Genomic DNA, 19,086 nt, shown 5'->3' on the forward strand with positions numbered 1-19,086 from the left:
TCCGGAGGCCTTTCGACGACTGTCGGCAGACGAGCCGGGCTGTACGCCGGGTTCTGTGCCTCGGGACCTCGCGGTCGTCGAGGCGACGGCCATCCATCTAGGACCGGTGTTGCCACCGGCCTCGTGCGGTCTACCCGCGGACTCGGGCGAGCAGCCCTCGAACGTCCGCGCAGGGCCACCGGTTGGGGTGGCCCCTCTTGACCTTGCTCCGGGTGGGGTTTACCTAGCCGCCTGAGTCACCTCAGGCGCTGGTGGTCTCTTACACCACCGTTTCACCCTTACCGGGGGCCGAAGCCCCAGGCGGTCTGTTTTCTGTGGCACTGTCCCGCGGGTCACCCCGGGTGGGCGTTACCCACCACCCTGCTCTGTGGAGCCCGGACGTTCCTCGGGAAGATCGGGTGGATCTTCACGCGGCCGTCCGCCCGGCTCGTCTGCCGTGTCGACCATGCTACCCGGCGGGTGCGAAGAGGACCTTCGCCACCCCGGGCTCCGCGCGGGTGAGCCGCACCCGGAGGCGCTCCCCGAGCGGCAGCGGCGGCGGGCCCTCGACCCGGCCCACGACCGCCGGGTCCTCCAGATGGACCGTGCCCACGCCCGGGTCGTGCTCCTTCACCTCGACGACGCGGGCGTCGAAGATCTCCCCGACCCGGCCGGCGAGGAGCGCCGCCTCCACGAGGTCCACGCACTCCCGCTCGACCGTGTTCGCGCGCCGGGAGCCCTCCGCCATCTCCCCGGGGAGGGAGTCGAGCGCTTCGAGCACCCACTCCGGCACGCCCCGCCCCGCGCAGGCCGCGAGGCACAGCTCTCCCGTATAGCGGTCGACCAGTCGCCGCAGGGGTGCGGTGCAGTGGGTGTACGGGGCGGCGACGGCGGCGTGGACCGCCGGGGAGGGGAGCCTGCCGCCGGTGAAGACGGTGTAGCCCGCGCCGCGCAGGAGGGTGGTGCACTCCTGGAGGAAGGCCGCGTGGCGGGGGTCGCGCGGGTCGAGGGAGCGGACCACGTCGGCGTACGAGACATGGTGCGGCCAGTCGATGCGCAGGGCCTTCGCCGAGCGGCGCAGCCGGGCGACGGCGCCGTCGGGGGCGGTGGGGAGGGTACGGAGCACGCCGGTGCCGGCGGCCGTCATGATCTCGGCGGCGGCCATGCCGGTGAGGAGGGAGATCTGGGCGTTCCATGCCTCGGTGGGGTGGGGGGCGCGGTAGGCGAGGTGGTAGGCGCCGTCGCGTTCGGTGATCTCCTGCTCGGGGACCTGGAGCGAGATTCCGCCGCGCTCGCGCTCGCGCTCCTCCCGGAGGAGGCCGATGGCGCGGAGGAGGGCGAGGGGTTCCTCGGCGGTGCGGGCGTCGATCCTGCGCTGGGCGGTTTCGTAGTCGAGCCGCTCCCGGCTGCGGACCAGGGCCCGCCGCACCTCGGCGGTGAGGGTGCGGCCCTCGGCGTCGAGGTCGATCCGCCAGAGGAGGGCGGGGACGGTGCGCCCGGGGAGCAGGCTCGCGGCGGCCTCGGAGAGAACGGGAGGGTGCAGCGGGATGGTGCCGTCGGGGAAGTAGAGCGTCTGGACCCGTCGGTGGGCCTCGGTGTCCAGGGCGCCGCCCGGGGTGACGAAGGCGGCGACATCGGCGATGGCGTAGTGGACGCGGTAGCCGGTGCCGTGGCGGGCGAGGTGCATGGCCTGGTCGAGGTCGAGGGAGTGGGGTGGGTCGATGGTGAGGAGGGGGAGGTGGGTGGCGTCGGTGCGGGGGGTGGGGGGCGCCGCGGTGGCGGCGGTGGCCGCGGTGGCCGCCTCGGCGAGGACCGGGGGTGGGAAGCCGGCCGGCGCGCCGAGGGTGGTGCGGAGGGTGTGGAGGGCGGTGCTGAGGGGGGAGGCGGTGATGCGGATCGGGCGGCGGGGCATGTTTTGAGCGTAGGGCGGGGGGAGGGGGTCGGCACCTGGGCGCGGGGGGCCGGAGAGGGCCGCAGGGGGCAGGGTCCCGTGGTCCGGGGTCCGTCATCGAACTCCCCCAGAGCTGCCTCCGGCAGGTGCCCCCGGACGGGCTGGGACTGCTCGGGTTGCCTGGGGACCGGGGTCCGTCCTCAAACGCCGGGCTCCCAGCTCCTCCGGCGGGCCGAGGCACACACCCCAGCGGACGGGCTCCCAGCCCCTCCGGCGGGCCGAGGCACACACCCCAGCGGACGGGCTCCCAGCCCCTCCGGCGAGCCGAGGCACACACCCCAGCCTCTGCGGCGACTGAGCCTCGCCACCCCAGCCTCGTCTGCGAGCCGAGGCACGGAATCCAGCCCCTCCGGCGACTGAGCCGCACCACCCCAGCCTCGTCTGCGAGCCGAGGCACACACCCCAGCCCCTCCAGCGACTGAGCCGCACCACCCCAGCCCCTCCGGCGATTGAGGAGCGGGGGTTCGGGGGCAGGCCCCCGACCGAGGCCCGCAGCATGCGGGGACCTGTCGCACAGGGTCCGTCCTCAAACGCCGGACGGACGGGTGGGGGGGTGGGGGGAACGTAAAGTGGGGGGAAGCTTTGTGGGTGAGGAGAGGGTTCGTGCTCGTACTGTTGCCGCCGTCCGAAGGCAAGGCCGCATCCGGGCGCGGAGCGCCTCTCAAGCTGGAGGGGCTCTCGCTGAGCGGCCTCGGCGACGCCCGGGCCGCCGTGCTCGACGAGCTGGTCGAGCTGTGCTCCGGCGACGAGGCGAAGGCTCAGCAGGTGCTCGGGCTGAGCGACGGGCTGCGCGGGGAGATCGCGAAGAACGCGCTGCTCCACACCGCGGGCACCCGGCCGGCCGGGGAGATCTACACCGGCGTACTGTACGACGCCCTCGACCTCCCCACCCTCCCCCCGCCCGCCCGCCGCCGCGCCCACTCCTCCCTCCTGGTCTTCTCCGGCCTCTGGGGAGCCGTCCGCGTCGGCGACCGCATCCCCTCGTACCGCTGCTCCATGGGCGTCAGGCTCCCGCGCGCCGGCGCGCTCGGCACGCACTGGCGCGGGCCCATGGAGTCCGTCCTGCCCGAGGCGGCCGGTGACGGCCTGATCCTCGATCTCCGGTCCTCCGCCTACACCGCCGCGTGGAAGCCGAAGGGCGAGCCGGCCGGGCGCACCGCGACCGTCCGGGTGCTGCACTCGCAGCTCGTCGACGGTGTCGAGAAGCGCTCCGTCGTGAGCCACTTCAACAAGGCGACCAAGGGGCGGATCGTCCGCGACCTGCTGCTCTCGGGCGCCGAGCCGGAGACCCCGGGCGAGCTGGTGGAGGCGCTGCGGGAGCTGAAGTACACCGTGGAGGCCGCTCCCCCGGCCCGCGCCGGGCGCCCCTGGGCGCTCGACGTCGTGGTGACGCAGATCCACTGACCCCACCTCATTGCGGAGGGTGCAACGAGCGTTGCGCCCAGTGCGGGGGCACGGCAGGATGAGCCCATGACCTCCGTGCTGGATCTCGCGCCCGTCGTCCCCGTCGTCGTCATCGAGGACGCCGAGGACGCCGTCCCCCTCGCACGGGCCCTCGTCGCCGGCGGGCTCCCCGCGATCGAGGTGACCCTGCGGACCCCCGCCGCGCTGGAGGCCATCCGCGCCATCGCCGCCGATGTGCCCGAGGCCGTCGTCGGCGCCGGCACCGTCCTGACCCCCGCCCAGGTCGACACGGCCGTGGACGCGGGGGCCCGCTTCCTGGTGAGCCCCGGGTGGACCGACCGGCTGCTGGACGCCATGAAGGGCTCGGGCCAGGCGTTTCTGCCCGGCGTCTCCACCACGTCGGAAGTGGTGGCGCTGCTGGAACGCGGGGTGAGCGAGCTGAAGTTCTTCCCGGCGGAGGCGGCCGGCGGCACCCCGTATCTGAAGTCCCTCTCGGGCCCGCTCCCGCAGGCCCGTTTCTGCCCGACCGGCGGGATCTCGCTCGCCTCCGCCCCCGCCTATCTCGCCCTGCCGAACGTCGGCTGTGTCGGCGGCACCTGGATGCTCCCGGCCGACGCGCTCGCCGCGAAGGACTGGGGCCGGGTCCGGGCACTGGCCGCCGAGGCCGCCGGACTGCGCGCCTGACGCGCGTACCCCGGCGGCGGTCGCCGAGACGGCGGCCCGTACCCGGCCGGGGCCGGGCGCGGGCCGTCGCGGTCAACCGCGCAGATGCGAGGTGTCGTTGAGCAGCCGGACGGACGCGTTGCCGTCGGCGTAGTACGCCACCGCCGAGACCGAGGCCGCCGACAGCTCCATCCGGAAGAGGGAGTCCGGCGGCGCGCCGAGGGCGAGCCTGACCAGGGTCTTGATCGGCGTGACATGGGTGACCAGCAGGGCGGTGCGCCCCGCGAAACGGTCCGTGAGCCGGTCCCGGGCCGCCGCGACCCGGCGGGAGACGGTGGCGAAGCTCTCGCCGCCGCCCGTCGGCCGGGCCTTCGGCGAGGCGAGCCAGGCGGCCAGATCGTCCGCGTACCGCTCCTGGACCTCGGCGAACGTCAGACCCTCCCAGGCCCCGAAGTCCGTCTCGCGCAGCCCCTCGTCGACCTCGACATCGAGATTCAGCCGGGTGGCGACCGCCTCGGCGGTCTCCCGGCAGCGCCTCAAGGGGGAGCTGACGATCGCCTGGACCGTGCCGCGCGCGGCGAGCGCGGACGCCACGGCCTCGGCCTGGCGCCGGCCGGCCGGGGAGAGGGAGGGATCGCCGCCGCCGCTGCCCGAGAAGCGCTTCTCGGGGGTGAGGGCGGTCTCGCCGTGCCGCAGCAGGACGAAGGTGGCGGGGGCGCCGAGGTCGGCGGGGGCCGCCCAGCCTACGGGAGGGGCGGCGGCGGTCACCTCGGGGGAGCCGTCGGCCACGGCGGTGGTGGCCACGGCGCCGGCGGCCGGGGCGGCGGCGGTGGCCACGGCGGCGGCGGTGGTGCTCAGTGCCGCGCGGGCCTTCGCCGCGCCGGCCGCCGCGTCGCCGACGACCCGGGCCGCCTCCTCGTCCCGCGCGGAGAGCTGCGCCATGGAGCGCGAGGGCTCCCACTGCTTGCCGCGCTTGCCCGCGTCCATCGCCTCGTTGGCGAGCCGGTCCGCGTGCTTGTTCTTCTCGCGCGGAATCCACTCGTAGGTGACGGAGGACGCCGGGAAGATCCGCGCCGCCTCCGCCGCCAGCGGCTTCATGTCCGGGTGCTTGATCTTCCAGCGGCCCGACATCTGCTCGACGACGAGCTTGGAGTCCATCCGGACGTGCACCGTCGCGTCCGGGTCGAGCGCGCGGGCGGCCTTGAGACCGGCCACCAGGCCCTTGTACTCGGCGACGTTGTTGGTCGCGACACCGATGTACTCGGCCGCCTCGGCGACCGTCTCACCGGTCGCGGCCTCGATCACCGCGGCGCCGTACCCCGCGGGGCCCGGGTTGCCCCGGGAGCCGCCGTCCGCCTCGACGATGAACCTCGGCTGGGACCTCGGCGGCATCAGAGACCGGACTCCGAGGTGCGGATCAGGATGCGGTGGCAGTTCTCGCAGCGCAGCACGGTGTCGGGGGCCGCGGCGCGGACCTCGTTGACCTCGGTGATGTTCAGTTCGAGGCGGCAGCCCTCGCAGCGGCGCTGGTAGAGACGGGCGGCGCCCACCCCGCCCTGCTGGACGCGGAGCTTCTCGTACAGCTTGAGGAGGTCGGCGGGGACGACGGCGGAGACGGCCTCGCGGTCCTTGGCGACCGAGGCGGCGTCGGCGTCCAGCGCGCCCTGGGCCTCGTCGCGGCGGGCCGTGGCGTCGTCGACCTTGGCCTGCACGGCCGAGACGCGCTCGGTCAGCTCGGTGACGCGCTCCTGCACGGACTCACGGCGCTCCATCACATCGAGGACGATGTCCTCCAGGTCGCCCTGGCGCTTGGCGAGGGAGACGATCTCGCGCTGGAGGTTCTCCAGGTCCTTCGGGGAGCCGACGGCGCCGGAGTCCAGGCGCTGCTGGTCGCGCACGGCGCGCTGACGGACCTGGTCGACGTCCTGCTCCGCCTTGGTCTGCTCGCGGGCGGTGTCGCTCTCCTCGGTCTGGGCGGCGACCAGGAGGTCGCGCAGCTGGGTGAGGTCCTTGGTGAGCGCTTCGATCTCGGCGTGCTCGGGGAGCGACTTGCGCTTGTGGGCGAGCTGCGACAGGCGTACGTCGAGGGCCTGGACTTCGAGAAGTCGGATCTGGTCGGCGGGCGCGGCGTTCAGTTGGGGGCTCCAGGAGAAGAGAATCGGGATGACCAGGGATCGGTGACCGTGCGCGAGACATGGACCCGCAGGTTCCAGCCCTGCCGGTCGGAGATGTCGTCGAGCTGGGCGGCGGCCAGCTCGCACCAGGGCCACTCGGTGGCCCAGTGCGCGGCGTCGACCAGCCCGAGCGGGGAGTGCTGGGTGGCTTCGGACACGGGGTGGTGGCGCAGATCGGCGGTGAGGAAGGCGTCCACGCCCGCGGCCCGTACGGCGTCGAAGAGGCTGTCACCGGAGCCGCCGCTCACGGCGACGGTACGGACGAGGGCGTCCGGGTCGCCGGCGACGCGGACGCCCTGCGCGGTGGCGGGGAGGTGCTTCGCGGCGCGCTCGGCGAAGGCGGCGAGGGTCTCGGGGTGGTCCAGCTCACAGATCCGGCCGAGACCGCGGCGGCCGGAGGGGTCGTCCGGAGCGGGGACCAGAGGGCGTACGACCCGGAGGCCGAGGGCGCCCGCGAGGGCGTCGGAGACCCCGGGGTCGGCGGTGTCGGCGTTGGTGTGCGCGACGTGGAGTGCGATGTCGTGCTTGATCAGGGTGTGCACGACACGGCCCTTGAAGTGGCCGGCCGCGACGGTGGTGGTGCCCCGGAGGTAGAGGGGGTGGTGCGTGATGATCAGTTGGGCGCCGAGGCGGAGTGCCTCGTCGGCGATGTCCTGGACCGGGTCGACGGCGAGGAGGACGGTGCCGACCTCGGCGTCCGGGTCGCCGCAGACGGTGCCGACGGCGTCCCACTGCTCGGCCCATGCGGGGGGCCAGAGGGTGTCGAGGGCGGCGATGACTTCAGACAGACGGGGCACGCAAACAGGTTACCCGCGCCACGGGGCCGCCGGTCCTGGGGAGCCCGGCCGCCTTCCGCCCCCGGGTCACCACCGGCCCGGGGGCCACTCCGGGCGCCGCCCGTCCCGTCCGACTCCGGATCGCCCGTGCCGCGGCCCTCGCGCAGCACAGGCCTTCCCTCCCCCTCAGCCGAATCCCCGGGTGGCCACCCTTATGTGTGAACCCGTCGGTCTCGCGTTGTTCGGCAGGGAGTGCGAAATCTAGCTTCGTGACCGGAGGTGACGAAGCGATGACAGTGTGTGCCATCACCGTGGACGGCTCGTACGCCGCACGGCTCGCGGGAGAGGGGGACGCCCTGTTCGCCGAGCGCTGGACGCTGGACGGCCCCGAGCCCTACGCCGTACCGCTGCCGCTCGCGCAGCCGGAGGAGCCCGGCACGGAGGTGGTGCCGCTGAGCGACGGGCGGGTGCTGGTCCGGCGGCGGGTGGCCGGGCGGCAGCTGTTCTCACTGGTGTATCCGGCGGGCGCGGGCACCGGGGAACTCCCGCTCGGCGGGGTCGAGTCGGACTGTCTGGAGCTGCTGCCGCCGGCGCCGGACGGGCGGCGGGTGTACGCCCTCGCCCCCGGGGAGCGGTCGTCGGCGATCTGGCTGGTGGCCGGGGGAGACTTCGGCCCCGAGCATGTCGCGGAGGTGCCCGGGCGCTGCTCGGGAGGGGTGTGGCTGGACCGTACGGGCCGGATGCTGGCGCTCGACCGGAGCCTCGGCGGGGGGCCGGTGAAGGCGGTCGCGGTGGATCTGGAGCGCGGCGGGGAGGTGTCCGTGCTGCTGGCCATCGCCGAGGGGAGCGACGACCGGCTGATCCTCGCGGACCCGGACAGCGGACTGCTGCTGATCCGCTCGAACGCGCCGGGGCGGGAGCGGCTGGGGTGGGGGGTGCTGGGGAGCAGCCGTCCGGTGCGCTTCCCGGAGTGCCTGCTGCTGCCGGACCGCGCGGTGACGCCGTTCGCGGTGCAGCCGGGGCAGGCGCTGGAGCCGGAGAGATGCGGGGTGGCGCTGCGGATCGAGGGGGTGGAGGGGAGCCGGCTGGGGGTGTGGCGGCCCTCGGACCGCCGGGTGCGTCAACTGGCGCCGCCGGCGGGGTGGCTGGTGGGGACGGGGCTGTGGAGCGGGGAAGGGGTGCTGCGGCTGCCGTGTGTCCGGGGGGAGCGGTGGTGCGGGGTGGCGCGGCTGGACACGGAGGGGGTGTTCGGGGAGGCGAGGGACGCGGGGGCGGTGGTGTGCAGGCCGGTGCCGTTGCAGCAGGCGCCGCTGAGGGGGCGGGTGGGGTTTGGATAAACTCTGCGGCCTGAAAAGTTGTTCGGCGATCGCGCAGGGGGGGGAGTTTTCGCATGTCCGATGGAGGAGTTGTTCCGGAGGAGGAGGGGTCGCGGGAGCGGGGGGAGAGGGAGAGGGCGGGGAGGCACCGGGGGGTGGCCGCTGCCGTGGAGGAGCCCGGGTCCGAGCCCCACGGCAAGCACCGCCGCCCTTCCCCGGCCCCTTCCCCCTCCTGACCCCGACCTCCCCGGGCCACGGGCAGCCCGAGCGATCCCGGCCCGCCCGGGGGCAGCTCCGGGGAAGCCCGAGGGACGGCCCCCGCGCCACAGGACCCCGCGTGCCGCGGGCCCGGGTCGGGGGCCAGGCCCCCGAACCCCCGCGCCTCAAACGCCGGCGAGGCTGGGATTCGTGCCTCGGGTCCCCGACGGAACCGGGGCTGCTCGATCCATCGGCGAGGCTGGATTCACTGGGTCACAAGGGATGGTGCAGGGTGAGGATTTCCGGGGAAGCGAAGGATTCCGAAGGGGGGCGGGTGGTGAAGTGAGGGGTCAGGAGGGTGTGGAGCTCGTCGTAGGTGAAGGCCTCCTTCGCCGTGTCGAACCTCGCCCCCACCCTCGGCCTCTCCATCACCGCCACCACCCCCCCATGCACCACCAGCACCTGCCCGCTCACCACCCCCGCCGCCGGACCGGCCAGATATCCGACCAGGGGGGAGACATGCTCCGGGGCGAGCCGGTCGAGTGATCCGGGCTCCGGTTCCGCGACACCGGCGAAGACGTCCTCCGTCATCCGGGTGCGGGCGCGCGGGCAGATCGCGTTGACCGTGACGCCGTACTTCGCGAGCGCCGCCGCCGTGGAGGTCGTCAGACCGACGATCCCCCCCTTCGCCGCCGCGTAGTTCGGCTGCCCCGCCGACCCCGCGAGGAACGCCTCCGACGAGGTGTTCACGATCCGCCCGTACACCGGCGCCCCCGCCGCCTTGGAGCGGGCCCGCCAGTGCGCGGCGGCGAAGCGGGTGGTGTTGAAGTGGCCCTTGAGGTGGACCCGTACCACCGAGTCCCACTCCTCCTCGCTCATCGAGAAGATCATCCGGTCCCGGAGAATCCCCGCGTTGTTGACCAGGATGTCCAGCTTCCCGTAGCTGGTGACGGCGAGCGCCACCAGCTCGCGCGCCCGGTCGTGGTCGGCGATGTCCCCGTGGTGGGCCACGGCCGACCCCCCGGCGGCGCGGATCTCCGCCGCGACCTCCTCCGCCGGGGCCGCCGACGCATCGCCGGAGCCGTCCCGGCCCGGGCGCCCGTGGTCGTTGACGACCACCGACGCGCCCAGCCCGGCCAGTTCGAGCGCCTCCGCGCGGCCGAGCCCCCGGCCGGCCCCGGTGACGACGGCGGTCAGCCCGTCGAGCGGATGGTGGAGCGGATTCATCCCGGTCACCTCAGATCTCGACGCAGGTGCGGAGGGCCTCGCCCGTCCGCATCTGCTCCAGCGCGTCATTGATCCCCGCGAGCGGCACCCGGTGGGTGATGAGCCCCGCGAGGTCGATCCGGCCCGCGCGCCAGAGGGCGATGGCCCGCTCGTACGAGGCGACGGCGTCCCCTCCCCCGTACATCGAGGGCAGAATCCGCTTCTCGTCGAAGAACAGCTCGAACATGTTGAGCTGGAGGAGGTCGTCCATGGAGCCGGCGCCGACGACGCAGAGGGTGCCGCCGCGCCGGGTCGCCTCGTACGCCGTCCGCGCGGTCGCGGACTTCCCGACCACCTCGAAGACGTAGTCGAAACCCTCCCCCGCGGTGATCCGCTGCCGCGCGTCGCCGAGCCCGTCGGGCGCCACCGCCTCGGAGGCGCCGAAGCGGAGGGCGGCCTCGCGGCGGGAGGCGACGGGGTCGACGGCGACGATCCGGGCCGCGCCCTTGAGCCGGGCGCCCTGGATCGCGGAGATGCCGACGCCGCCGCAGCCGATGACCGCGACCGAGGAACCGGCCTCCACCTTCGCGGTGTTCAGCGCCGCGCCGAGGCCGGTGGTGACCCCGCAGCCGATGAGCGCCGCGATGTCGTAGGGCAGGTCGTCGGGGATCGGGACGGCGCAGGCCGCGTCGACCACGACCTCCTCGGTGAAGGTGCCGACGCCCGCGAAGCCGAAGACCTCGCCGCCGGCGCGGCGGAAGTTGGGGGTGCCGGCGTTCATGAAGCCGGAGAGACAGAGATGGCTCTGTCCGCGCTTGCAGGAGGGGCAGGTTCCGCAGGCGGGCAGCCAGCAGACGAGGACCCGGTCGCCGGGCCGCACCCCGGTGACGCCCTCGCCGGTCTCGACGACCTCGCCCGCGCCCTCGTGGCCCGGGATGAACGGCACCGGCTGCGGCAGCACCCCGGTCATCGCGGAGACATCGGAGTGGCACAGGCCGGTGGCCCTGATCCGGACCCTGACCTTCCCCGGGCCGAAGCCCACGGCCTCGACATCGTCCAGCACTTCGAGCTCGGTCTGCCCTGTCTCGTGCAGTACGGCTGCGCGCACGGCGCGGCTCCTCTCGTTCGCTGCGTCCTGGGTTCCCGGGCCGGGTGGGTCTCGGTGGATCGAGGGGTGTCGAGTGGTATCGAGGGGTGTCGAGGGGATCGGTGGGTCTCAGCTGTGCTCGACAGTGGTGTCGGCGAGGACCGGCGCGTCCTCGCGCTCGGCGGCGGTGACCGCCACCCGGACCAGGCCCGGCCCCTCCCACATCCTGATGCGCAGGGTCTCTCCGGGGTAGACCACCCCGGCGAAGCGGGCGGTGTACGAGCGGACCCGGGCGGTCCCGCCGCCGAGGACGGTGTCCACGACCGCCTTGAGGGTCATGCCGTAGGTGCAGAGCCCGTGCAGGATCGGCCGGTCGAAGCCGGCGAGCGCGGCGAACGCGGGATCGGCGTGGAGCGGGTTGAGGTCGCCGGAGAGCCGGTAGAGCAGCGCCTGGTCCTCGCGGACGGGGCGCTCCACCGTTCTGTCGGGCTGTCCGGTGGGAGGGTCGGGGCGGCCGGCCGGGCCCCGGTCGCCGCCGAAGCCGCCCTCCCCTCTGACGTAGATCCGGGAGTCGCTGGTCCACAGCGGGCCCCGGGCGTCGGCCGCCTCCGTGCGCAGCACCAGGATCGCGGCCTTGCCCTTGTCGTGGACGGCGGCGATCCGGGAGGTGGAGACGGCGGTGCCGCACGCCGGGATGGGGCGGTGCGAACGGATGGTCTGGCCGCCGTGGAGCACGGACGCGAGATCGATGTCGACACCGGGCGCGGTGAGCCCGCCCGCGATGCCCCGGCCCGCGCCCGCGACGGTGGCGAAGCTCGGCAGCACCTGGAGCCCGGACTCCAGGGTGTAGCGCAGTTCGGCGGGGTCGGTGGCGGGGATTCCGGCGCCGAGGCCGAGGTGGTAGAGCTGGACGTCCTTGTGGTTCCAGCCGATGTCGGCGCTGCGGGGGGCCGCGGCGAGGGCCCTGGCGGGGTCGATGGGCATCTGGGTGCTGTTCTCCCTCTCCGTCTCCGTCTGCTGCTCCGCCCCGCGGGGTCGGTCCGCGGGGTCGGTCCGCGGGGTACGAGGGCCCCGGGCGCGGGATGCCACGGGGGCTCCTGAGGCTCATGGGGACGAGCCCCCGCACGGCCCCCGGACAGGGCCGGGGGGGGCGCGGTCGCCCCGGGCCCCGCGGGGCCCGACCGGGAGACCTCGGCACGGCCGTCCGCACCGTCGGCCGCACCGAGGTCGTACGGGACCGGCCCCGCGCCCGTTCTAGAACGCGTTCTAGGCCCGGCTGGCCCTATGTATAACGCAGCCCCCACCACTTGTGAAGAGTGCTGACGCCACGTCAGCCACCGCCGTCCGCCGGTACATTTGTCACTGCCGAGTCCGTACATGCGCCTCTCCCGCGCGGGCCCCGCCCGGACTACCGTCGTTCCCATGACCCAGACGCCAGAGACAGAGCTCGCCGTGAGCCTCACGGGGGTGGCCAAGTCCTTCGGCCGCGTACCCGCCGTGGACGGTGTCGACCTCACCGTCCGGCGGGGGGAGACCGTCGCCCTCCTCGGCCGTCACGGCGCCGGGAAGTCCACCGCCATCGGTCTGATGCTCGGTCTGCACCCGCCGGACTCCGGTGAGGTGCGCCTCTTCGGACTCCCGCCCGCCCAGGTGGTCGCGGCGGGCCGGGTGGGCGCCCTGCTCCAGGACAGCCGGCCCATCCCCCGTACCACCGTCCGGGAACTGGTCACCTTCGTGGCCCACACCTACCCCCGCCCCCTCCCCGTGGCCCGGGCACTGCGGCTGGCGGGTCTGACCGAGTACGCCGACCAGCGCGCCGACCGGCTCTCCAGCGGCCGGCTCCAGCTCGTCCGGTTCGCCCTCGCGCTCGTCGGCGACCCGGAGCTGATCATCCTCGACGAGCCGACCGCGGCCCTGGACGCCAAGGCGCGCAACGCCTTCTGGACCTCGATGCGCGGCTACGCCGCCGAGGGCAACACCGTGCTGTTCTCCACCCACTACCTGGAGGAGGCCCACGACAACGCGGACCGGATCGTCGTGGTCGACCACGGCCGGATCGTGGCCGACGGCACCGGCGACGACCTCCGTCGCTCGGCGGGCGGCACCATCGTCTCGTTCGATCTGGCCGGCCGGGGCAGCCACGGTCTGACCGAGCTGCCCGGGGTCGTCTCGATGGAGATACGCGGCGACCGCGCCCGCCTCACCACCACCGACTCCGACGCCACGGTCGTCGCCCTCGCCCGGATGGACGCGATCCGCGGTCTGGACGTCTCCGCGGTCTCCCTGGAGGACGCCTTCCTCTCCCTGACCTCCCGGCTGGAGGCCGCCCGCCTCGACCGGCCGACCGGAGCGGACCGGCCCGACGACGCCCTGGCGGGATGCGTGCGATGACGCTGCGGTACGTCAGACTGGAGGTCCGGCGTGCGCTGCGGGACACCGGGTTCGCCGTCTTCGGCGTCGGACTGCCGGTGCTGATGTATCTGCTCTTCTCCGCCGTCGGCACGGCGGCCGAGAGCTGGGCCACGCCCCGGATGGTGGGCATGGGCGCGTACGCGGCGGTGGCCGCGGCCCTCGCCACCGGCATCGGGGTCGCCGAGGACACCTCGACGGGGTGGCTGCGGCAGCTCCGGACCACCCCCATGACCTCACGGCAACTGGTGACGGGCCGGGCGATCACCGGCTCGGTGGCGGTGCTGCCCCCGGTGGTCGCGGTGCTGGTGACGGGCGGGCTGGTCAACGGCGTACGGCTGCACGCCTGGCAGTGGGCGGCGATCACGCTGCTCCTCTGGCTCGGCGCGCTGCCCTTCACCCTGCTCGGCATCGGCAACGGCTACTGGCTCTCCGTCCGCACCACCGGGCTGGTGAACGCGGCGTCCGCAGCGGGGCTCGCCGTCCTCGGCGGACTCTGGTTCCCCGCCACCCGGCTGCCCTGCCCGCTGGAGTGGCTGGCCGGCTACACCCCGGCGGGCGGCTTCACCGCGCTGGGCCGGGCGGTCGCCGACGGGGTGCCGCCGGGGCCGATGACCGTGCCCGTCCTGGGCTTCTGGGCGGTGCTGTGTACGGGGTACGCGGCCATCTCGTACCGTCGGTCGGCGAAGGACGGTGTGCGATGGCGTGTGGACAGGTATGGACCGAGCGCGGGTGGACCCGGTGGACGGAGGGAGGCCGCGATGAACTGGGGCCGCCCAGCGGCTTCGCCATGCTGCCCTGGCTGCTGCTCGGAACGGGAGCGGTCTTCAACCTCCTCCAGGGCGAGACTCCCCGGCCCTGGCTCGGCGCCCTCGGGCTGCTGATCTTCAACGTCCTCTACGTCAACCTGGTCTTCCGCTCCGTCGACCGGGCCGCCCGGGAGGCCCCCGCCACCCGCTGGCTGCTGCTCGCGCTCGCCGCCGTCGCCTTCGCGCTCGGCGGCGGCTACGGCGGGACCTGGCTGCTCTTCTTCCCGATGCTCGCCCTGGCGGTGGGGACGGTGCTGCGCGGCCGTCAGGTCAAGGTGTGGGTCATCGCCCTGACCGTCGCCGCCAGCACGGTCGGCTTTCTGCGGGAGGGCTGGAGCGCGGTCGGCATCTCGTACGGAACGTTCATCTCCGGCATGGTGTCCGCGGCGATCATGGCGCTCTCCGAGACGGTGGGCGAACTGCGGGAGACCCGGCAGGAGCTGGCGCGCACCGCCGTCGAACGGGAGCGGCTGCGCTTCTCCCGCGATCTGCACGATCTGCTCGGGCACACCCTGTCGGTGATCGTGGTGAAGTCGGAGGCGGCCCGGCGGCTGGGGCCGGGGAACATGGAAGCGGCCCTGTCCGAGATCGCCGATATCGAGTCGGTGGGCCGGCAGGCGCTCACCGAGATCCGCGAGGCGGTGACCGGCTACCGGGAGGGCACCCTCACCACGGAGCTGGACCGCGCCAGATCGGCCCTCACGGCGGCCGGGATCGAGCCCGTCGTCCGCCAGTCGGGGCCCCCGCTGGACCCGCAGACGGCGGCGCTGCTCGGCTGGGTGGTCCGGGAGGCGGTGACCAACGCGGTACGCCACAGTGACGCGACGACCTGCGAGATCACCGTGCTGGGGACGGCGTGCCAGGCCCGGGTGACCATCGTGGACGACGGGATCGGGCTCTCCGGCACCGACCGGCGCGGCACGTTTCCGCTCACGGTGCCGCTCACGGTTCCGCTCTCCGGGGATGCTCTGCCCGAGGGCGACGGAACGGGGCTGCGGGGGCTCGCCGAACGGCTCGCCGCCGCGGGCGGCCGGCTGGAGGCGGGGGCGCTCGGCCGGGGCGGCTTCCGGGTCCGCGCCGAACTGCCGGTGGACGAGGGGCTGGACGTGGTGTGGGAGCGGGAGACGGGGGCGGGGACGGGGGCGGAGGCGGATACGGCATGTGCGCCGGACCCTGCGGAGATGCCGTACCCCGGACGGTGACACCGCGCTGTGGGGGCGCGGGCCCGGGCGGGCTGCGGGGTGCCGGGGCGCGGGGCCCGGGCGGGCTGCGGGGTGCCGGGGCGCGGGCGGGCGCGGGCCTACGATGGCGCCGTGGAAGAGATGCCCCGGGATCATCGCCCGGCCAGGTCCGTACGCCTTCTTCTCGCCGAGGACCAGGGCATGCTGCGGGGCGCGCTGGCCCTGCTGCTCGGGATGGAGGCCGATATGGAGGTCGTCGCCCAGGTGGGGCGGGGCGACGAGATCACCGCCACGGCGCTCATGACCCGGCCCGATGTGGCCCTGCTGGACATCGAACTCCCCGGCCGCAGCGGGCTGGACGCGGCGGCGGAGCTGCGGGACGAGGTCCCGGACTGCCGGGTGCTGATTCTGACGACCTTCGGCCGGCCGGGGTATCTGCGGCGGGCGATGGAGGCCGGGGCGGCCGGATTCCTGGTCAAGGACGGGCCGGTGGAGGATCTGGCGCGGGCGATCCGGCAGGTGCTGACCGGGGAGACCGTGATCGATCCGGTGCTCGCCGCCGCCGCGCTGAGCGCCGGGCCCAGCCCTCTGACCACCCGGGAGCGGGATGTGCTGAACGCGGCGGTGGACGGGGCGACGGTCGCGGACATCGCGGAGGGGCTGCGGCTCTCCGAGTCGACCGTGCGGAACTATCTCTCCTCGGCGATCGGGAAGACGGGCACCCGCAACCGCATGGAGGCGGTGCGGGCGGCCCGCCGTCAGGGCTGGCTCTAGGGTCCGCCGGGGCTCCGGGGGCTCTCGGGGCCCTCAGGTCGTCCCGGTGCGGCGCGGCAGCCAGAACAGGCTGAGCAGCGCGCAGGCCAGCAGCAGCCCCGAGCCCACCTGGAACGCGCGCGCGTACCCGGCAGCCAGCTCCGCCGGGTCCGTGCTGCCGCCGGTGCGGGCGGCGGCGACGGTGGAGAGAACGGCCAGGCCCAGCGCGCCGCCCATGGTGCGGGAGGTGTTGATGAGCCCGGACACCAGTCCCGCGTCGCCGGGTTCGGCGCCGGCGGTGGCGAGGGCGGCGAGCGGGGTCGCGGCGAGGCCGATGCCCAGCATCATCAGGATGCCGGGGCCGAGGATGGTGGTGAGGAAGGTCCCGTCGGCGGTCATCAGGGACTGCCAGCCGAACCCGGCGGCGGCGATCAGCGCCCCGGTGACGGCGATGGTCACCGCTCCGGCCCGCACCATCAGCCGCGGGGCGAGTTTGGAGCCGATGACGACACTGATGGAGCTGGGGATGAGGGCGAGACCCGCCTCCAGCGGGGTGTAGCCGAGCACGTTCTGCGCGTACACCGTCATGAAGAACCACATGGCGAAGGAGGCCGAGCCGCAGAGCATCATCGTCACATTGGCCGCCGTGACCGCGCGGGAGCGGAAGAGCTTCAGCGGCATCAGCGGGGCCGGGGTTCTCGCCTCCACCGCGACGAAGAGGCCGAGCAGGGCGATACCGCCGAGCAGCGGCAGCAGGGTCGCCGAGGCCGTCCAGCCGGTCTCCTCGGTCTGGACGATGCCATAGGCGACGGCCGCCAGACCGCCGGTGACCAGCACCGCGCCCGGGAGGTCCAGCCGGCGGCCGGCGCCGGAGCGGCTCTCGGTGAGCCAGATCGCCGCGCCGAGCAGCACCAGCGCCCCGACCGGCACATTGATCAGCAGCACCCAGCGCCAGGAGAGCAGATCGGTGAGCAGGCCCCCGACGAAGCCGCCGGCCGCGCCGCCCGCCGCGCCCACCGCCGACCAGGTGCCGATCGCCCGGGTGCGGGCGGGGCCCGCCGGGACGGCGGAGGTCACGATGGTCAGCGTCGCGGGCGCGAGCACCGCAGCGCCCAGGCCCTGCACCGCGCGGGCCGCGAGGAGTTGCCAGCCCTCCTGGGCGAGACCGCCCGCGAGGGAGGCGAGGGTGAAGAGCCCGAGCCCGAAGAGGAAGGTCCGCTTGCGGCCGAAGAGGTCGGCGGCGCGCCCCCCGAAGAGCATGAACCCGGCGAAGGCGATGCTGTAGGCGTTGAGCACCCACTGGAGGCCGGTGGTGGAGAGTCCGAGGTCGGCGCGCATCGAGGGGAGCGCGACATTGACGACGGAGACATCGAGGACGACGAGGAACTGCCCGGCGCTGGCGGCGAGGACGACCAGCCAGGGGCGGACGGGGCGGACGGGGCGGGCCGCGGAGGGGGATATTCGGGGCTTGGCGGCTTCTGAGGGGGCTTGGACCATGACTGTCATGGTCTCAGCCACCCCCGGTCCCGTACATCCGGATATCGGGGCCGGGGCGCGGGCCGGGGCGCGGGTACAGGTCCGGGCACGGACCCGGGGTGCGGGCCCGGCCCTCCGGACCGCCGGGCCCGGCGACGCCCTCCCCCGAGCACACCCCACCCGCATCCGGCTCTCCCGGCGGAGTTCAGGGGCCCCGGAAGAGGGTGACGACCGCCGCGCCGCCGAGGCCGATGTTGTGGGCGAGGGCGGTCCGGGCGCCCGCGACCTGGCGGGGGCCGGCCTCCCCGCGCAGTTGCCAGACCAGCTCCGCCGTCTGGGCCGGCCCGGTGGCGCCCAGGGGATGGCCCTTGGCGATCAGGCCGCCGGACGGGTTGACCACCCACCGTCCGCCGTGGGTCGTCGCCCCGCTCTCCACCAGCTTCCCCGACGCGCCCTCCGGGCACATGCCGAGCGCCTCGTAGGTGAGGAGTTCGTTGACCGAGAAGCAGTCGTGCAGCTCGATGACGTCGATGTCCTCGATCCCCAGGCCCGACGCCTCGTACAGAGGGCCTCGGCCCCTGCCTCGCGGGCCATGTCCCAGTACCGCCGGTCCCGGGACTCGGGCTTCTCGAACCGGGTCATGCCGACGCCGGCGACATAGCTCCTGGGCATGGTTCTCCTTCGGGCTCGGTGGCGTGGCCACCGGGCCCGGCGGACGCGCCGCGAAACGCGGGCCCGGCGCGGGGCCTGGCGCGGTCCGGCGGCGGCCACGGGCGGCAGAGTAGAACACGTTCCATTGAGAGGGAAGACCGGGAAGCGGCGCGGGCGGCCCGCGCGCCGCCTCCCCGGCGACCACGGCGGGGCGTACGGCACCATGGGCGGCTGTGGAACATCCGTACGACACGGCAAGGAAGCGCCCATGACCACCGCCACCCCCGAGCCCGCCGTCCTCGAAGCCTTCGAGAGCGCCAAGGGGTTCATGCCCCGCACCGAGGGGCTCGCCCTGTACGCCGCCGCGCGGGAGGCGGGGGCGCTGGGGCTGCCGCTGCTGGAGGTCGGGACGTACTGCGGGCGGTCCACCGTCCTGCTCGCCGACGCGGCCCGGTCGGCGGGCGTCACCGCCGTCACCGTGGACCACCACCGGGGCAGCGAGGAGCAGCAGGCGGGGTGGGAGTACCACGATCCGGCCGTGGTGGACCCCGAGGTGGGACGGATGGACACGCTGCCGGCGTTCCGGCGCACCCTGTACCAGGCGGGGCTGGAGGACCACGTGGTCGCGGTGGTCGGCCGCTCCCCGCAGGTCGCCCGGCTCTGGAACACCCCGCTGGGCCTGGTCTTCATCGACGGCGGGCACACCGAGGAGCACGCGAGCGGCGACTACGAGGGATGGGCGCCCCTGGTGGCCGGCGGCGGGCTGCTGGTGATCCACGATGTCTTCCCGGACCCGGCGGACGGCGGCCGGGCACCGTACGGGATCTACCTCCGCGCCCTCGCGTCGGGCGCGTTCACCGAGATCTCCGCGACCGATTCGCTGCGGGTGCTCCGGCGCACGGGCGCGGGCATCTGACCCCCGTACCGTCCCCGCACCGCCGCCGCACCACCCCCGGACCGACCCGCGCCCCCACCGGACCGGCCCCGGGCGCGCCCCCGACACACCGCTGACACACCCCGGCCACGCCGACGGGCCCGCGCGGCGACGGCCTA

General features: G+C 74.5%; 16 protein-coding genes, 1 other RNA gene and 1 pseudogene. 8 read left to right on the forward strand and 10 right to left on the reverse strand.

Features of this window, described 5'->3' with window-relative positions:
* Positions 1–26 precede the first annotated feature (26 nt).
* Together rnpB and ABT122_RS02905 are read right to left on the reverse strand one after the other, a co-directional pair.
* Positions 27–430, reverse strand: an RNA gene (gene rnpB / locus ABT122_RS02900) — RNase P RNA component class A.
* Between the two features lie 18 nt (positions 431–448).
* The gene (locus tag ABT122_RS02905; protein WP_351544321.1) at positions 449–1,891 is read right to left on the reverse strand and encodes an RNB domain-containing ribonuclease; all 1,443 of its coding nucleotides are present in this window, start codon (positions 1,889–1,891) and stop codon (positions 449–451) included.
* A gap of 642 nt (positions 1,892–2,533) precedes the next feature.
* Here ABT122_RS02905 and yaaA point away from each other — a divergent pair.
* Positions 2,534–3,334, forward strand: coding sequence for a peroxide stress protein YaaA (gene yaaA / locus ABT122_RS02910; RefSeq protein WP_351544323.1), 801 nt, complete (start codon positions 2,534–2,536; stop codon positions 3,332–3,334).
* 66 nt (positions 3,335–3,400) lie between these two features.
* Positions 3,401–4,018, forward strand: a complete 618-nt coding sequence (locus ABT122_RS02915) for a bifunctional 4-hydroxy-2-oxoglutarate aldolase/2-dehydro-3-deoxy-phosphogluconate aldolase (protein WP_351544326.1) — start codon at positions 3,401–3,403, stop codon at positions 4,016–4,018.
* A gap of 72 nt (positions 4,019–4,090) precedes the next feature.
* Here the strand turns inward: ABT122_RS02915 and ABT122_RS02920 are convergent, their stop codons facing one another.
* Genes ABT122_RS02920 through ABT122_RS02930 form a run of 3 tightly spaced genes read right to left on the reverse strand, consistent with a single transcriptional unit; the run spans position 4,091 to position 6,968 of the window.
* Positions 4,091–5,389 (reverse strand): bifunctional RNase H/acid phosphatase, encoded by a 1,299-nt coding sequence (locus tag ABT122_RS02920; protein ID WP_351544329.1) that lies wholly within the window; start codon positions 5,387–5,389, stop codon positions 4,091–4,093.
* Positions 5,389–6,132, reverse strand: a complete 744-nt coding sequence (locus ABT122_RS02925) for a zinc ribbon domain-containing protein (RefSeq protein ID WP_351544444.1) — start codon at positions 6,130–6,132, stop codon at positions 5,389–5,391. Before ABT122_RS02925 ends, ABT122_RS02920 begins: the two co-directional genes overlap by 1 nt.
* Complete coding sequence (locus tag ABT122_RS02930) at positions 6,129–6,968, reverse strand: Nif3-like dinuclear metal center hexameric protein (RefSeq protein ID WP_351544332.1); 840 nt, start codon at positions 6,966–6,968, stop codon at positions 6,129–6,131. The genes ABT122_RS02925 and ABT122_RS02930 overlap by 4 nt, the downstream gene beginning before the upstream one ends.
* Positions 6,969–7,237: 269 nt before the next feature.
* Between ABT122_RS02930 and ABT122_RS02935 the strand changes: the two genes are divergently transcribed.
* Positions 7,238–8,284, forward strand: a complete 1,047-nt coding sequence (locus ABT122_RS02935; protein WP_351544335.1) for a hypothetical protein — start codon at positions 7,238–7,240, stop codon at positions 8,282–8,284.
* Between the two features lie 450 nt (positions 8,285–8,734).
* On the opposite strand, the gene ABT122_RS02940 is transcribed toward ABT122_RS02935, so the two are convergent.
* From ABT122_RS02940 to ABT122_RS02950, 3 genes are all read right to left on the reverse strand, one after another.
* Positions 8,735–9,688 carry a 3-oxoacyl-ACP reductase gene (locus ABT122_RS02940; protein ID WP_351544337.1) on the reverse strand — a complete coding sequence of 318 codons (954 nt, stop codon included), beginning with the start codon at positions 9,686–9,688 and terminating at the stop codon, positions 8,735–8,737.
* Positions 9,689–9,698: 10 nt separating this feature from the next.
* Positions 9,699–10,775: a Zn-dependent alcohol dehydrogenase gene (locus ABT122_RS02945; RefSeq protein WP_351544340.1), complete on the reverse strand. Its 1,077-nt coding sequence runs from the start codon at positions 10,773–10,775 to the stop codon at positions 9,699–9,701.
* 108 nt (positions 10,776–10,883) lie between these two features.
* Positions 10,884–11,738 carry a MaoC/PaaZ C-terminal domain-containing protein gene (locus ABT122_RS02950; RefSeq protein WP_351544343.1) on the reverse strand — a complete coding sequence of 285 codons (855 nt, stop codon included), beginning with the start codon at positions 11,736–11,738 and terminating at the stop codon, positions 10,884–10,886.
* A gap of 438 nt (positions 11,739–12,176) precedes the next feature.
* On the opposite strand from ABT122_RS02950, the gene ABT122_RS02955 reads away from it, so the two are divergent.
* From ABT122_RS02955 to ABT122_RS02970, 4 genes are all read left to right on the forward strand, one after another.
* Positions 12,177–13,145 carry an ABC transporter ATP-binding protein gene (locus ABT122_RS02955; RefSeq protein ID WP_351544346.1) on the forward strand — a complete coding sequence of 323 codons (969 nt, stop codon included), beginning with the start codon at positions 12,177–12,179 and terminating at the stop codon, positions 13,143–13,145.
* Positions 13,133–14,047 (forward strand): ABC transporter permease, encoded by a 915-nt coding sequence (locus ABT122_RS02960; RefSeq protein WP_351544349.1) that lies wholly within the window; start codon positions 13,133–13,135, stop codon positions 14,045–14,047. Before ABT122_RS02955 ends, ABT122_RS02960 begins: the two co-directional genes overlap by 13 nt.
* Positions 13,954–15,174, forward strand: a complete 1,221-nt coding sequence (locus ABT122_RS02965) for a sensor histidine kinase (RefSeq protein WP_351544352.1) — start codon at positions 13,954–13,956, stop codon at positions 15,172–15,174. Before ABT122_RS02960 ends, ABT122_RS02965 begins: the two co-directional genes overlap by 94 nt.
* Positions 15,175–15,294: 120 nt before the next feature.
* On the forward strand, positions 15,295–15,927 hold the full coding sequence (locus ABT122_RS02970) for a response regulator (protein WP_351544447.1): 633 nt from the start codon (positions 15,295–15,297) through the stop codon (positions 15,925–15,927).
* A 33-nt stretch (positions 15,928–15,960) separates the two neighbouring features.
* Here the strand turns inward: ABT122_RS02970 and ABT122_RS02975 are convergent, their stop codons facing one another.
* Positions 15,961–17,403, reverse strand: coding sequence for an MFS transporter (locus ABT122_RS02975; protein WP_451067986.1), 1,443 nt, complete (start codon positions 17,401–17,403; stop codon positions 15,961–15,963).
* 184 nt (positions 17,404–17,587) lie between these two features.
* A pseudogene (locus tag ABT122_RS02980) lies at positions 17,588–17,947 on the reverse strand (thiolase C-terminal domain-containing protein); the annotation flags it as partial.
* 354 nt (positions 17,948–18,301) lie between these two features.
* On the opposite strand from ABT122_RS02980, the gene ABT122_RS02985 reads away from it, so the two are divergent.
* A complete protein-coding gene (locus ABT122_RS02985; RefSeq protein WP_351544357.1) occupies positions 18,302–18,949 on the forward strand; it encodes a class I SAM-dependent methyltransferase in 648 nt (215 codons plus the stop codon).
* Positions 18,950–19,086 lie beyond the last annotated feature (137 nt).

The sequence above is a fragment of the Streptomyces sp. NPDC001985 genome (genome assembly GCF_040296845.1).
In the GTDB taxonomy this organism is placed as follows: Bacteria; Actinomycetota; Actinomycetes; order Streptomycetales; family Streptomycetaceae; genus Streptomyces.

Bases quoted from the DNA above. Each gene is read 5' to 3' on its own strand.
- ABT122_RS02905 (WP_351544321.1), bottom strand. From the start codon at position 1,891: ATGCCCCGCCGCCCGATCCGCATCACCGCCTCCCCCCTCAGCACCGCC.
- ABT122_RS02915 (WP_351544326.1), top strand. From the start codon at position 3,401: ATGACCTCCGTGCTGGATCTCGCGCCCGTCGTCCCCGTCGTCGTCATC.
- ABT122_RS02920 (WP_351544329.1), bottom strand. From the start codon at position 5,389: ATGCCGCCGAGGTCCCAGCCGAGGTTCATCGTCGAGGCGGACGGCGGC.
- ABT122_RS02935 (WP_351544335.1), top strand. From the start codon at position 7,238: ATGACAGTGTGTGCCATCACCGTGGACGGCTCGTACGCCGCACGGCTC.
- ABT122_RS02940 (WP_351544337.1), bottom strand. From the start codon at position 9,688: ATGAATCCGCTCCACCATCCGCTCGACGGGCTGACCGCCGTCGTCACC.
- ABT122_RS02950 (WP_351544343.1), bottom strand. From the start codon at position 11,738: ATGCCCATCGACCCCGCCAGGGCCCTCGCCGCGGCCCCCCGCAGCGCC.
- ABT122_RS02955 (WP_351544346.1), top strand. From the start codon at position 12,177: ATGACCCAGACGCCAGAGACAGAGCTCGCCGTGAGCCTCACGGGGGTG.
- ABT122_RS02960 (WP_351544349.1), top strand. From the start codon at position 13,133: ATGCGTGCGATGACGCTGCGGTACGTCAGACTGGAGGTCCGGCGTGCG.
- ABT122_RS02965 (WP_351544352.1), top strand. From the start codon at position 13,954: ATGCTGCCCTGGCTGCTGCTCGGAACGGGAGCGGTCTTCAACCTCCTC.
- ABT122_RS02970 (WP_351544447.1), top strand. From the start codon at position 15,295: ATGCCCCGGGATCATCGCCCGGCCAGGTCCGTACGCCTTCTTCTCGCC.
- ABT122_RS02975 (WP_451067986.1), bottom strand. From the start codon at position 17,403: ATGGTCCAAGCCCCCTCAGAAGCCGCCAAGCCCCGAATATCCCCCTCC.
- ABT122_RS02985 (WP_351544357.1), top strand. From the start codon at position 18,302: ATGACCACCGCCACCCCCGAGCCCGCCGTCCTCGAAGCCTTCGAGAGC.